We start from the raw sequence: 14207 nt of genomic DNA on the forward strand, positions 1-14207 counted from the left end.
CTTAGAGTTGGGAGGCGGGGTCGCTGCGCTCGCCTTGCTGGCGCTCGTGGTAGCGGAATCCCCGGACGGATTGGTGGGCAATACTGGTGAGCATCAGCATGGTGGAACCCACGACCAGCGAGAACACCCCAATATCAAAGAACAGCGCGCTGGCGATATGGATCTCGCCCACCACGGGCAGGGTCAGGTGCGCAGTGTGGCTGGTCAGGAAGGGGTAGCCAAAATACCAGCTGCCCACGCCGGTGCCCAACGCAAACAGCAGGCCGGCGGCGATCCAGCGGCGCGGGTAGATGGGCAGATGCGATTCCACCCAGTGCGTGCCGGAGATGATGTACTGCAGCAGCAGGCCGATGGCCAGGGTCAGGCCGGCCACAAAGCCGCCACCGGGCTCGTTGTGGCCGCGCATGAACAGGTACATCGCCACAATCGCGGCAAACGGCAGCAACAGGCGCACCAGCACAGCGGGCACCATCAGATAGCCCACAGCGGTATCGGTCGCACTGCGCGGGTTGAGCAGGTCGGTCTGCAAGTCAGCAGGCAAAAAGCGCTGCTGCTCGGGCACATCCATGGCCTCGGGTGCGGGGCGGAAGCGGCGCAGCAGCGCATAGACGGTGAGCGCGACAATGCCGAGCACAACGATTTCGCCAAAGGTATCAAAACCACGGAAATCGACCAGCATCACGTTGACGACGTTGGTGCCGCCGCCCTCGGTCTGCGCCCGCTCCAGAAAGAAGGTCGAGGTGCTTTCTGGGAAGGGCCGGCTCATCATCGCAAACGACAGCCAGGCCATGCCGCCACCGGCAAGCAGGGCAATGGCCAGGTCACGCCAGCGGCGCAGGGTGACCAGCGCACCTTGCTGCGAGACTTTCTTGAGCTTCTTGTCGCGCTTGGGCAGCCAGCGCAGGCCCAGCAACAGCAGCACGGTGGTAACCACCTCAACCACCAACTGGGTCAAGGCCAGATCGGGTGCGGAGAACCACAGGAAGGTCATGCAGGTGGCGAGGCCCGCACCGCCCAAAGTGACCAGTGCCGCCAGGCGGTGGTACTTGACCAGGAAGGCCGCTGCCAGCGAGCAGCTGATACCGATGAGCCACAGAATGCCAAAGGCGGGCGACAGTGGCTGCAGGCCCCGGTTGCCCAGTTGCAGGCCGTGGATCAGCAGGGGCAGCGTGGCAGTCAGCAAGGCAGCCAGCACCAGCCACAGTGCTTGCCACTGCCAACGGCGCGTGCCCAGCCAGCGGCGCATATGGCGCGCGCCGTTGGTGATGATCGCCATCACCGCCTGGAACACCCATTGGCCATTGAGACGGCCGACCAGCGGCGCATCATCGAGGTATTGCTTGCTGCGCAACAGGCGCAGCAGCAGATACAGCAAGATGCCCGCCAGCATCGCGATGATGCTCATCACCAGCGGCGCATTGATGCCATGCCACAGCGCCAGGCTGAACTCCGGCAAGCTGCCACCCACCACGGGCGAGGCGGCCGCATCCAGGTACTGGCCCACCGCCCAGGCCGGGAAGATACCGACCAGCAGACAGATCAGCACCAGGAGCTCGACCGGCACACGCATCCAGTGCGGCGGCTCATGCGGCTCATGCGGCAGATCGGTGGCAGGCGGGCCAAAAAATACATCGACCGTGAAGCGCAGCGAATAGGCGACGCTGAAAATACCGGCCAAGGTGGCAGCCACCGGCAAGGCAGTAGTCAGAAACGGCGTGGTGTTGATGTACACCGTTTCGGCAAAGAACATCTCTTTGGACAAAAAGCCGTTGAGCAGCGGCACGCCAGCCATGGCCGCGCTGGCCACCATCGCCAAGGTGCCGGTGATCGGCATCATCTTCTGCAGGCCGGAGAGGCGGCGGATATCGCGGGTGCCGGATTCATGGTCGACAATGCCGGCGGCCATGAACAGCGAGGCCTTGAAGGTCGCATGGTTCATGATGTGGAAGACCGCAGCGACGGCCGCCAAGGGGCTGTTGAGGCCCAGCAGCAAGGTGATCAGGCCCAGGTGCGACAAGGTGGAGTAGGCCAGCAGCGCCTTCATGTCGTGCTGGAACATGGCGATATAGCCACCCAGCAGCAAGGTGATGGCGCCGGCACCGCCGACGAGCCAGAACCATTCTTCGGTACCGCTGAGCGCAGGCCAGAGGCGGGCCAGCAAAAAAACCCCCGCCTTGACCATGGTGGCCGAGTGCAGGTAGGCGGAGACGGGGGTGGGCGCTGCCATCGCGCGCGGCAGCCAGAAATGGAAGGGGAACTGGGCGCTCTTGGTGAGCGCGCCGAGCAGGATCAGCACCAGGGTGACGCGGTAGAGCTCGTGGTTGCGGATCTGGTCGCCAGCGGCCAATACATTGTCGAGCTCGTAGCTGCCGACGATGTGGCCCAGCAGCAGCACGCCACCCAGCAAGCAGAGGCCGCCAGTGCCTGTGACCGTCAGCGCCATGCGCGCGCCCATGCGGGCATCCTTGCGGTGGTGCCAGTAGCCAATCAGCAGGAACGAGAACAGGCTGGTCAGCTCCCAGAAGAATACCAACTGGATCAGATTGCCCGAGAGCACCACGCCCATCATCGAGCCCATGAAGGCCAGGAAGAACGAGAAGAAGCGCGGAACCGGGTCAGCTTGTGACATGTAGTAACGCGCATACAGCACCACCAGACTGCCGATGCCGAGCACCAGAATGGAGAACATCCATGCAAATCCGTCCATGCGGAAGTGCAGATCCAGGCCCAACTGGCCCAGCCAGGCAACGTTGTGGTGCACCACGCCGTTGTTCTGCGTTTCCGGGAAAAGCATGGCAACTTGAACCACACAGAACACCGCTATGGCCCCTGCCAACGTGGACTCCGTGTTACGCGCGTTGGCAGGCAGCAGCGCTGCAATTGCGCTGCCGATGAAGGGGAGGAGGATCAGGTATGAAAGTGCCATTTCTTTGTAAATTCTACAAGCTGGCCCGACCCCAGCTGCTACTAAAACCCGAGCAAGTACAGGATATTGGTCATGGCTTATCGATAGTCAATACCCTATGTTAGTAACTGCAAATGCGCGAACAAAGATGTTTTCTTGATGCCTGTTTTGAGTATGGGCCCATGCATGCTTTGCATGAATAGACCGGCGCGAGCCCATAGTGCAACACTGCAGTGTTGCTGCAGCGCCGAGTGGCTGGTTCAGGCAGAGGTAATGGCGGTGACGCAGACCGAAGGCATCGGCTTGGCGTGGCGGAAGCGCATATTGCACCGCTGCTGGCGCGTGGCAAGTAGAGCGGTGCGGGCGGGGCTGGGCTGCATGGGGTCCGGTGCCGTGGCATATCAGGGCTCCTGCGCCCCAGGGCAGGGCGTTTCCGCATCCTAGCAGAAGCAGCGGCGAAGTCCTATCGCTGTTTGGATAGGTTTAGAACAGGTTCTTACTGTTCTTCTACCCGGCGTGGCGGGTAGCTGTCCCAGGATTGGCAGCCGGGGCACTGCCAGAAGTGCTGGCGCGCCTCAAAACCGCAGGCGGCGCATCGGTAGCGGGTGAGAGGCTTGGCGGCATTGTCCAGCGCGCGCTGAATGGCAGGGTGGTGCTCCTCATGGCTGAGCGATTCTTGCGCAAGCCAGCGGCCGGCGGCCACCAGCGATGGCTCATGGCGCAGGTGTTCGATATACCAGTCACGCCCCACGGGGCCGGCAGCTTTGTCAACAGGGGCAAATTCATCCAGCTGTACCAGGCTTTGCATCACATCCAGCGATGGCGAGCTTTGGTAATTGGCTTCCAGCAGCGCACGCACCTGGGGCTTGCGCTCGTCGTTCTTGACCAACTCCAGCATCAGTGGCGCCACCAAAGGCACCGATGAGGGCGACACCGAGGCCAGCTCCATCAGCGAACCCAGGGCCAGTGCGGGATGGCCGCTCTTGTGCTGCAGGTGGGCCAGCTCGATGCGAGGGCGCGGTGCATGCGGCGCCTCGGACTGGGCTTGCTGCAGCAAATCCTGCGCCGCATCAAGCTGGCCTTGCGCCAACTGGCCCAGCGCCTGTTCACACAGGTAATGGGCAATGCGCACGCTGTAGTCGCCCTGGTTGTGGCTGTGCATCAGGCGTGCGATCTGCACCGCTTGCGGCCAGTCATGGGCACGCTCATAGATGGCCAGCCGCGAGAGGCGCGCCTCGTTCTCGTAAGGTGTGTTCTCCAGCCGGGCCAGTGCATCTTCGGCGCGGTCCAGCAGGCCGGCTTTCATGAAATCCAGGGCCAGCGCATGCTGGGCGCGCTCGCGCTCGGGTTTGCTGATGTCGGCACGGGAGAGCAGGTGCTCATGCACACGCACGGCGCGGCTGTATTCGCCCCGGCGGCGGAACAGATTGCCCAGCGCAAAGTGCAGCTCGGCGGTATCGGGGTCGTTCTGCACGGCCTCGATAAAGGCATCGATAGCCTTGTCCTGCTGCTCGTTCAATAGAAAGTTCAGCCCCTTGAAGTAGGCCTTGGGGGCGCTGCGGTTCTCGCGGCGGATCTGTCGCAGGTCAAAACGCGAAGCCAGCCAGCCCAGCACAAACGCGGCGGGAAAGCCCAGCAGGATCCAGGAGATGTCAAATTCCATGAGGAGGCAGCGGGGTGGATTCGTCCGCAGGGGCGTTGGTGGAAGGGGTGGACTCGGCCGCTGCGGTGTGCGCTGCCGCTGCACGCTGGGCGGCTTTGCGGTGCTTCCACCAGCGCGGCACCATCCCGATGATGCCGACAATCACGCCCGCGCTGAAGGCGAGCAGCACGACCAGAACCAGGGGCGCCTGCCATTGGGTGCCAAAGAACAGGTGCACCACCACATCCCGCTGGTTATTGAGCGCAAATGCAAACAGGGTGAAGAAGATGACAGCTTTGAGCAGCCACAGCAGGTATTTCATGGCAGTGACGGGAATGGCTTGGGCGCCATTCTACGTGGATTCCCGCGCCTGGCCTGGAAAAGCAAATGCCAGCACGAGGCTGGCATTGGACAGAAGAAGGTGACGAGCCTGACCCCGGCACTGGATCCACAGTTAGGGCTGCTTGGTTCCCCACCTGACCCGGTTGGCCGCTTCCCCATGCGAGGAGGCCCGTCAGCTGTCGATTGTACCTAAAGAATGGGAGCCCCTTGGCCAAGCTGGCCAAAAAGTCCATCTTCGTCCATGCCGCCAGGGCGCAGCGGCCAAAAGTATTGCAAGCTGCGCGCAGCCAGTGCCGTCCATGGCCGCGACTGACCGTAGAATGCGATGCTATGTCTTATCTTGTTCTCGCTCGCAAATACCGTCCGCGGAATTTCTCTGAAATGGTAGGCCAGGAGCATGTGGTGCAGGCGCTGTCCAATGCGCTGGTGCAGCAGCGCTTGCACCATGCCTATCTGTTCACAGGAACCCGGGGTGTGGGCAAGACGACGGTCTCGCGCATTCTGGCCAAGTCGCTCAACTGCACGGGCGTCGATGGCCATGGCGGCATCACCGCTGCGCCTTGCGGCGTGTGCCCGGCCTGCACCGAGATCGACAGCGGACGTTTCCCCGATTACACCGAGCTCGATGCCGCCTCCAACCGGGGTGTTGATGAAGTGCAGGGCCTCCTGGAGCAGGCCGTGTACAAGCCGGTGCAGGGGCGCTTCAAGGTCTTCATGATCGACGAAGTGCACATGCTTACCAATACCGCCTTCAATGCCATGTTGAAGACCTTGGAAGAGCCGCCCGAATACCTCAAGTTTGTGCTGGCGACCACCGACCCGCAGAAAGTGCCGGTCACGGTGCTGTCGCGCTGCCTGCAGTTCAACCTGCGCCCGATGGCGCCAGAGACCATCCAGGAGCACCTGGGCCGCGTGCTGGTGCAAGAACAGATTGCCGCTGAGCCGCAGGCCTTGCGTCTGCTGTCGCGCTCAGCTCGTGGTTCGATGCGCGATGCGCTGTCGTTGACCGACCAGGCCATTGCCTTTGGTGGCGGCCAGCTGCAAGAAGCCAGCGTGCGCCAGATGCTGGGCGCCGTTGATTCCAGCCATGTGTTTCGCCTGATCGACGCGCTGGCGCGCGGCGATGGTGCCGAAGTGGTCGATACCGTCAACCAACTGCGCCACCAGGGCTTGTCGGCTGCTTCCACCTTGGAAGACATGGCTGTGCAGCTGCAGCGCATGGCCGTGTTCCAGGCCGTGCCGGACAAGGCCCAGACCGCAGCTGCGGAAGACGACGCCGAGCAGCAAGAGCTGCTGCGCCTGGCCCAGCAGATGCCTGCGGACGAAACCCAGCTGCTGTACAGCATTGCCTTGCATGGCCGGGGTGAGCTGGGCTTGGCACCCGATGAATACGCCGCCTTGACGATGGCGCTGCTGCGACTGCTGGCCTTCAAGCCTGCGGGCTCGGCTGAAAAAAAAACTCTGAATAGTGGGGCTGTGGCCCCAGCGGCGGCAGCGCCCAAGCCAGCAGCTGGGCCGATGGCAGCGCCTGCTGTAGCGGTTGCTCCCGCTGTTGTGGCGCCTGTTGCCGCGTCTGCGGCGCCGCAGGTGGCGGCTGTGGTGGATGCGCCTGTGGCGGTTGTTGCTGCACCAGTAATTGCAGCCCCGCCAGCGGCTGCTGTTACCGCGCCGACGCCGGCGGCTGTGGTGGCCCCAGTGGCCCCGCCCGCGACGCCGGAAGCGACGCGCAGCGTGGCTGTGCCGGCGGTAGAAGCCGTCAAGCTGCCCGTGCGCAGCGCCGAAGATTTGATCCCCGCACGCGCTGCGGCCGCTGTGGCACCTGTTGCCATCGAGCCGCCGACCCCTGCCCAGACCGAGAAGGAGCTGGTGGAAGAGGAGCAGCCACAACCCCATGACGACGATGCCCCGTCCGAGCCCGACAGCGATGCCGAGGACGACACCGCAGCGCCGTACTTTGAAGATGTGCCGATGGAGGCCTATGCGGATGACGAGCCATCTGCGCAGGCCGATCTGCCCGATGCAGCGCCGGTGGCGCAGCCATCCGTGGCTGCAGCCCCCGAGCCTGCCAGCCTGATTGCCTTGCCGGTGCAAACCCCGCAGGCCAGTGAGCTGGACCGGCCCGCTGCCAGCTTTGGCGAGAACCTGGGCCGCGTGCCCGCCGAGTTTGAGGACACGGAAGAGGGGCGCTTTTGGAACGACACCGTCGTCGGCCTGGTGCAGGCCGAGGCGATCACGGCGGTGGCACGCCAATTGGCGCTGCGCTCCCAACTGATCAAGCGCGAGGCCGACGAGTGGTGGCTGCGGGTGGACCTGGAGTCGCTCGCCCAGCCCGGCACGATCGAGCGTCTGCGCACCGCGCTGGTGGCCGCTGGCCTGGTGGGCAAGATCCAGGTGTCCGTCGGCGCCGTGAGCGACTGCCCGGCGCGGCGCAAGGCCCATGCCGTGCAGGCCCGCCAGCGCGCGGCCGAGGACACCGTGCGCCAGGATCCCTATGTCCAGTCTTTGATACAGCAATTTGGCGCGAAAATAGTGCCCGGTAGCATTCAGCCTCTATGATGCGGCGTTCGCTGGCAGATGGGTGCTCCCGCCTGCCGCAGGTTTTTATACAAAAGGATTTTCCATGTTCAACAAAGGACAACTCGCTGGTTTGATGAAGCAAGCCCAGGCCATGCAGGACAACCTGAAGAAGGCCCAGGACGACCTGGCCAACATCGAGGTCGAAGGCGAGTCCGGTGCTGGTCTCGTCAAGGTGCTGATGACCTGCAAGCACGACGTCAAGCGCGTGACCATTGACCCCAGCCTGCTGTCCGAAGACAAGGATATGCTCGAAGACCTGGTAGCTGCTGCCTTCAACGCCGCCGTGCGCAAGGCTGAAGAGACCAGCAACGAGAAGATGGGCAAGATCACCGCTGGCATGCCAGGCCTGCCCGGCGGCATGAAGTTCCCGTTCTAAGCTGGCCGCTTTGTCGCAAGCTTTTATCGCTACCAGGCTCTTGGCTGCTCTGCGCGGCCAAGGGCTTGTCTGTCTGAGTTACCCGCTGATGGGCACTGACCATGTCTGATACCGGCACCTTGGATGCGCTGGTGCAGGCACTGCGCCGCCTGCCTGGGGTGGGGGTCAAGTCGGCATCGCGCATGGCTTTTCATCTGCTGCAAAACGACCGCGAGGGGGCCGAGCTGCTCTCCCGCGCCTTGCATGAGGCCAGCAGCCGCGTGCAGCACTGTGAGCGCTGCCACACCTTTACCGAAAACCGCATTTGCGATACCTGCCTGGATGAAGGGCGGGATGCCGCACGCCTGTGCGTGGTGGAGACCCCGGCCGACCAGGCCGCGCTGGAGCGCACCGGTGCCTACAAGGGCTATTACTACGTGCTGATGGGGCGTTTATCGCCGTTGGACGGCATTGGCCCGCGCGACATCGGTGTGCAGCAATTGCTGCAGCGGGCTACCGATGGGGTGGTGCAGGAGGTGATCCTGGCTACCAATTTCACCGCCGAGGGCGAGGCCACCGCCCATGTGATCGGCGAGGCCTTGCAGCGCAAGGGCATTGGCTTCACGCGCCTGGCCCGTGGCGTGCCCATTGGCAGTGAGCTCGAATATGTGGACCTGGGCACCATTGCCCATGCGCTGGCGGATCGGCGCTAAAGCCTTGGTCAATCGCGGTCCTGGCGCCTTTCCCATCCAGCCGTGATCTTGTGCCGTCCTGGGATGATGGCGTCCCGCAGCTTGGGAAAACCACTTTTCCTGCACCGCCGTCAGGGGCAAATGCCTCTTTGGCGGCGTTTGTGCTGCTTGCCACCGATTACAATTCAATGCTGATCTATATGCTTATTCATGCGTTTCATGCATGAATAAGCACCGGTGCGGTCTGTGTTTTCTTGGATTTGCCCGCTTTCTGTCTCGCACGCCTGTCGCTCTGGCCGCACCGCTTCTCAGATCATTCTTTGCTCTCGTTATTGCATCTAGCCGTGTTGCTGCCGGCTGTGCCTCGTGTTTTTTAGGATTTTTGCGTGCAATCTACTGCTGTATCCAAGCGAAATATTCTGGCCGCTGTCATTGGCAATGCGCTCGAATGGTATGACTTTCTGGTCTTTGCCTTCATGACGCCCATCGTGGCGAAGCTGTTCTTCCCCTCCAACCCCAACGATCCCAGCGATGACCTCAACCGCATCCTGATGACCACGGCCGTGTTTGGCGTGGGCTTCTTTATGCGCCCCGTGGGTGGCATCCTGCTGGGCCTGTATGGTGACCGCAAGGGCCGCAAGGCGGCGATGGTGATGGTCACCGGCATCATGGCCGTTGCCATTGCGCTGATCACGTTTGCGCCCACCTACCAGGGCGTGGGCATCTGGGCGCCCATCTTCATCGTGCTCGCACGCTTGCTGCAAGGTTTTGCTGCGGGTGGCGAGTTCGGCACCTCGACCGCCTTGCTGATCGAGCTGGCCCCCAAGGGCAAGCGGGGCTTTTATGGCTCCTGGCAGATGACGGGCCAGATGGCAGCGCTGTTGATCGGTGCAGCCGTGGGTACCTTGATTACCGACTTTTTCACGCAAGAGCAGCTGATGTCCTGGGCCTGGCGCATTCCCTTTGCGGTGGGCCTGTTGATTGTGCCGGTCGCGATTTACATCCGCCGCCATGTGGACGAGCCTGAGACCTTTGTGAAGATGCAAGCCGCGCAAAAAGCTGGCACCGTCAAGCAAGTCGGTGTGCTGGAGATGCTGCGCACCCATGCACGTGAAACCCTGGTCGGCATGGGCCTGGTGGTGACCGCCACGGTATCGATCTACATCACCTTCACTTACCTGGTGACCTATTCCACCGTGACCCTGAAGCTGCCGCTGCACGATACCTTCATGGTGCAGATGGCCGGCGCGGCGCTGATGGTCGTGCTGATGCCCTTCATGGGTGCCTGGTCGGACCGTGTGGGTCGCCGTCCGCTGATGATTGGCTCGCTGCTGGGTTATCTGCTGGTGCTGTACCCGCTGTACGCCTGGCTGACCGATGGCCCCACCATTGCCAAGCTGATGACCGTGCAAGTAGTCGTGTGCCTGTTTGTGTCGGTGTTCTTTGGTGTCTTCAGCACGGTGATGGCTGAGCTGTTCCCGGCCAATGTGCGTTCAGTTGGCATGTCCATGGCCTACAACATCGCCGTGATGGTGTTTGGCGGCTTTGCCCAGTTCATTGTCACCTGGCTGATCAAGACCACGGGATCGACCATGTCGCCGGCCTTCTATGTGATGTTTGGTGTGACCCTGGGTCTGATTGCGGCCTTCTTTATCCGGGAGCGCGCGCACGACGACCACCTGGATGGCGACATGGTGTAATCGCCTTGCCAGCGCCTGGTACGGTGCTGGCCCCCGAGCAACCAACAAAAAGCCCGGTGCTGTGACGCAGCACCGGGCTTTTTTGTGGCTAATAGGCCGTTGGGTCGATGCCTGCTCAGGCCAGCTCGGACAGCAAGGACTCCCACTGCGGAGCCAGCAGGCGCACCGATTGGGCCAGGGAGCTGGGCAGCAGCTGGTCGGCAGTTTGGTCTACCGCCATGCCCAGGATATGGCCGAGCAGCAAGGCGCCGGCCACCAATTGCAGGCTGGCTGGAGGTACATCCGGCCACAGGGCCAGGGCCTTGCTGGCCAGTTCGGCGCTCTGGCGCGGGTAAAGCTTTTCGCAATGCTGGACTTGTGGCAGCTGCGGCATCTTGGCGGCCACGGCCTGCAGCATGGTTTCCCAGGCTTTGAGGTGCTCGGCGGGGTAGGCTTGCACCAACTCCTGCAAGGACAGGTACGGCGTGCGTGCCTGCAGGTCCTGCGACTGGGCCATGCGCAGCAGGTTGAACAGCAGCGCGGGGCGGCGCTGCAGCAGCTCGGTCAGGGCAGCGGTGTCAACCTTGTTGTTGAGCGCCTGTGCCAGCGCCGCCACATCCGTGGTGCTGGGCAGAACCACTCTGGCCGGGATGGGCTCGGGGCGGCTGACGGCATAGCCCTGCAGCAAATGGGCCTTGTTCTCCTGCGCCAGTTGCAGTTGCGCGGCGGACTCGATCTTGTCGGCGATCAAGGTGGCGCCCGAGATGCGGCGTGCCCATTGCAGCATCAGTACCGCGCGTTCGGCCGACAGCACCGAGAAATCGATCTTCAGGTAGTCGACCAGGTCGTGCCAGGGCGCATAGGCAGAATCCAGCACTGAATGATTGAAGGCGAGTGCAAAGCCTTGGGCACGCAGGGCCTCCAGCGCAGGGCGGCGCGCCTGGGCCTCAGACGATGCCGCATGGCCCAGGGACGGAATCTCCAGGACCACCTGGTCCTTGGGCAGCAGGACCATATGGCTGCTGCGCAGGCTCTCAAACGTGGTGTTCAGGAACAGCAGACCATCACCCAACAAGGCGGCCGGCTCAATGTGCGAAAGCACGGCATGGGTCAATGCCAGGTCGGAATCGAGCGTATGGGCAGACGCAGTGCGGGATCGGTTGAATATCTCGTGCCCCATGACAGCGCCTTCGGCGTCTTTGATGGGCTGCCAGGCAATGGGGGGTGCGGGTGACGTGAACACCATGGCGGCTGCCATGGAGGGGGAGGTTGGAGGGTGCGCGCTCGTGTGTTGCATGTACGGCTGAACCATTGCATGCATCAGGGGTGCCACACCAGCAACTGGCGCAAGCAATGTCTGCATTTCGTTATCTCTGGATCGACGTGCATTGTCCTTCATATCAGGCATTTCACGCGTCTGTGGAGAGAGTGGATCTGCTGGTTTTGTAGCAAACTGCACACGCTTTTGGCGTATAAAAAGCGTCTGTTTGTTACAGTTGCCCCTGCAGCCAGTCCAGTTCGCTCTGGCTGAAACCGGCTTCGCGGCGGGCTGACAGGTTGATTGGAGGGCGGGGCCGAGGGGCCTCGTAGTGGCCCACAAGCCAGCTGTAGTGCCGCTCCGGGTCCAAACCACGCTGTGCGCAAAGAAACTGGTACCAGTGGTTGCCGATCGCCACATGGCCGACTTCTTCACGCAGGATGATGTCCAGAATGGCCACCGCCTCCAGCGCATCTTGTGCAGAGGTTTGTTGCAATTTTGCCTGGATCTGGGGAGTTGCATCCAAACCACGGGCCTCCAAGGTGCGGGGCACCAAGGCCATGCGCGCAACGATGTCATCGGCCGTTTTCTCGCACATGGTCCACAGGCCCTGGTGCGCCGGGTAGTCGCCATAGTCATGGCCCCATTTGCGCAAATGGGCGCGCAGCAGCTGGAAGTGCTTGGCTTCCTCACCCGCCACCTGCAGCCAGTCCTGGTAGAAGGCCTCAGGCATGCCGTCATAGCGCCAGATGGCATCGAGCGCCAGGTTGATGGCGTTGAACTCGATATGGGCGATGGCGTGCAGCAGGATGGCGCGGCCCTCGGCGGTGGCGGGGGAGCGCCGGCCCATGGCGGTGTGGGCCTTGAGCTCGGGCTTGGCCGGGTGGCCGGGCAGGGTCATGCCCTCGGGGACGGCCAACTGCGCCTGGGGTGCTATTGAAATAGTGGCTCTTTGCGCATACATGGCAAGGGCGAGCGCGGATTTTTCCTCGGCATCAGCCACACACAGGGCTTGCAAGGCACATTGACGTAATTCCATCCCTACAATTATGAGGCTGGCACCCCCTGAAGGCGTGCAAGGCAGGCATGGCCCTCGCGCTTGCAAGCACGACTGGAGCCCTGACCCGGAACCATAACCCGATGGAGACAAGATGGCGAAGTATGAACTCGATGGGGTGCAACCGCAGGTTGCCACCTCGGCCTGGATTGCAGACAGTGCGCAGGTGATCGGCCGCGTGGAGATGGCCGCAGACAGCAGTGTGTGGTTTGGTGCCATTCTGCGCGGCGACAATGACCCGATCCGCATCGGCGAGGGCAGCAATATCCAGGACGGCAGCGTGCTGCATACCGACAAGGGCAAGCCCCTGGACATCGGCAAGCATGTGACCATCGGCCATAACGTCATCCTGCATGGCTGTAGCATCGGTGATGAGTCGCTGATCGGCATGGGCGCCATTGTGCTCAACGGTGCCAAGATCGGCCGCCATTGCCTGGTGGGTGCTGGCGCCGTGGTGACCGAGAACAAGGAGTTTCCTGAAGGCAGCTTGATTGTGGGCAGCCCCGCCAAGGTGGTGCGCCAGTTGAGCCAGGAGCAGATCGAGGGACTGCGGCGCAGTGCAGAGGGCTATATGGCCAATGCGCGGCGTTTCAAAGCGGGTCTGCGAAAATTGCCGGATTGAGGCGCTGTCGCCCCGGGTGCCATGCCCGGGCGCAGCAGGCCTGCATGTATTGAATTGGAAGAATTACAGTGTCTGAACTGCATAAATTTTTGTTTGATGGGCTGCCCGTGCGGGGAGCCATTGTTCGACTGACCGATGCCTGGCAAGAGATCTTGCAGCGCCGCGCAGTCAATACCAGCACCGGCCCGTACCCGCTGCCCGTGCAGGAGATGCTCGGCGAGATGACCGCCGCCGGCGTGCTGATGCAGTCCAACATCAAGTTCAATGGCGCGCTGGTGTTCCAGATCTCGGGCGATGGCCCGGTGAAGCTGGCCGTCACCGAGGTGCTGACCAACCTGAGCGTGCGCTCCACCGTCACGATGATCGGTGATCTGCCTGCGGATGCAACCTTGACCGACATGGTCAATGTGCATGGCAAGGGCCGCTGCGCGATCACCTTGGACCCCAAGGACAAGCAACCCGGCCAGCAGCCCTACCAGGGCGTGGTGCCGCTGGTCGATGTGGACGGCCAGCCGCTGGAGAGCATGGCCGCGATCCTGCAGCAGTACATGCGCCAGTCCGAGCAGCTCGACACCGTGCTGGTGTTGGCCGCCAACGACAAGGTGGCCGCCGGCCTGATCGTGCAACGCATGCCTATCAAGGGTGAGGCCAATCTGGCGGCCGGCGCGCAGAACACCGAAGAGGTCGACCAGATCGGCCTGAACGAAGAGTACAACCGCATTGCCCACCTGGCGGCCAGCCTGACCCGCGATGAACTGCTGAACCTCGATGTCGAGACCATCCTGCATCGCCTGTTCTGGGAAGAAAAGCTGCTGCGCTTTGTGCCTGAAGACGGCGAAGGCGGCCCGCACTTTGCCTGCACCTGCAGCCGCGAGCGCGTCGGCAATATGCTGCGCAGCCTGGGCCAGGAAGAGTCCGACAGCATCCTGGAAGAGCAGGGCATGATCGAGGTGGGCTGTGAATTCTGTGGCCAGCAGTACCGTTTCGACGCAGTCGATGTGGCGCATCTGTTTACCGAGCGTGGCAATGACCCGCCGGCCTCCAACCTGGTGCAGTGATGCCGGGCGCCCTGGTGGCG

At 62.6% G+C, this 14207-nt stretch carries 11 protein-coding genes and 1 other RNA gene; 6 read left to right on the forward strand and 6 right to left on the reverse strand.

The features are described 5' to 3' along the window. Position 1: 1 nt before the first annotated feature. From LPW39_RS17335 to ffs, 4 genes are all read right to left on the reverse strand, one after another. Positions 2 to 2926, reverse strand: a complete 2925-nt coding sequence (locus LPW39_RS17335; protein WP_230778079.1) for a monovalent cation/H+ antiporter subunit A — start codon at positions 2924 to 2926, stop codon at positions 2 to 4. 475 nt (positions 2927 to 3401) lie between these two features. Continuing rightward, complete coding sequence (lapB, locus tag LPW39_RS17340) at positions 3402 to 4568, reverse strand: lipopolysaccharide assembly protein LapB (RefSeq protein WP_230778081.1); 1167 nt, start codon at positions 4566 to 4568, stop codon at positions 3402 to 3404. Next, positions 4558 to 4869 (reverse strand): LapA family protein, encoded by a 312-nt coding sequence (locus LPW39_RS17345; RefSeq protein WP_230778084.1) that lies wholly within the window; start codon positions 4867 to 4869, stop codon positions 4558 to 4560. Before LPW39_RS17345 ends, lapB begins: the two co-directional genes overlap by 11 nt. 98 nt (positions 4870 to 4967) lie before the next feature. Then, an RNA gene (gene ffs / locus LPW39_RS17350) (signal recognition particle sRNA small type) lies at positions 4968 to 5063 on the reverse strand. Between the two features lie 156 nt (positions 5064 to 5219). Between ffs and dnaX the strand changes: the two genes are divergently transcribed. From dnaX to LPW39_RS17370, 4 genes are all read left to right on the forward strand, one after another. After that, on the forward strand, positions 5220 to 7445 hold the full coding sequence (gene dnaX / locus LPW39_RS17355; RefSeq protein WP_230778087.1) for a DNA polymerase III subunit gamma/tau: 2226 nt from the start codon (positions 5220 to 5222) through the stop codon (positions 7443 to 7445). A 64-nt stretch (positions 7446 to 7509) separates the two neighbouring features. After that, on the forward strand, positions 7510 to 7842 hold the full coding sequence (locus LPW39_RS17360) for a YbaB/EbfC family nucleoid-associated protein (protein ID WP_021028254.1): 333 nt from the start codon (positions 7510 to 7512) through the stop codon (positions 7840 to 7842). A gap of 101 nt (positions 7843 to 7943) precedes the next feature. Then, positions 7944 to 8534, forward strand: a complete 591-nt coding sequence (recR, locus tag LPW39_RS17365) for a recombination mediator RecR (protein ID WP_133857342.1) — start codon at positions 7944 to 7946, stop codon at positions 8532 to 8534. A gap of 365 nt (positions 8535 to 8899) precedes the next feature. Then, positions 8900 to 10213 (forward strand): MFS transporter, encoded by a 1314-nt coding sequence (locus LPW39_RS17370; protein WP_330166619.1) that lies wholly within the window; start codon positions 8900 to 8902, stop codon positions 10211 to 10213. Positions 10214 to 10328: 115 nt separating this feature from the next. Here the strand turns inward: LPW39_RS17370 and LPW39_RS17375 are convergent, their stop codons facing one another. Together LPW39_RS17375 and LPW39_RS17380 are read right to left on the reverse strand one after the other, a co-directional pair. Beyond that, positions 10329 to 11450 (reverse strand): EAL domain-containing protein, encoded by a 1122-nt coding sequence (locus LPW39_RS17375; protein WP_230778090.1) that lies wholly within the window; start codon positions 11448 to 11450, stop codon positions 10329 to 10331. Positions 11451 to 11682: 232 nt separating this feature from the next. After that, the gene (locus LPW39_RS17380; RefSeq protein ID WP_230778091.1) at positions 11683 to 12489 is read right to left on the reverse strand and encodes a ferritin-like domain-containing protein; all 807 of its coding nucleotides are present in this window, start codon (positions 12487 to 12489) and stop codon (positions 11683 to 11685) included. Between the two features lie 112 nt (positions 12490 to 12601). Here LPW39_RS17380 and LPW39_RS17385 point away from each other — a divergent pair, with 112 nt between their 5' ends. Beyond that, positions 12602 to 13129, forward strand: a complete 528-nt coding sequence (locus LPW39_RS17385) for a gamma carbonic anhydrase family protein (protein WP_230778094.1) — start codon at positions 12602 to 12604, stop codon at positions 13127 to 13129. A gap of 68 nt (positions 13130 to 13197) precedes the next feature. After that, positions 13198 to 14187, forward strand: coding sequence for an Hsp33 family molecular chaperone HslO (gene hslO / locus LPW39_RS17390; RefSeq protein WP_230778097.1), 990 nt, complete (start codon positions 13198 to 13200; stop codon positions 14185 to 14187). The last annotated feature ends 20 nt before the right edge of the window (positions 14188 to 14207 follow it).

The sequence above is a fragment of the Comamonas koreensis genome (assembly GCF_021026195.1).
Lineage (GTDB): Bacteria > Pseudomonadota > Gammaproteobacteria > Burkholderiales > Burkholderiaceae_C > Comamonas > Comamonas koreensis.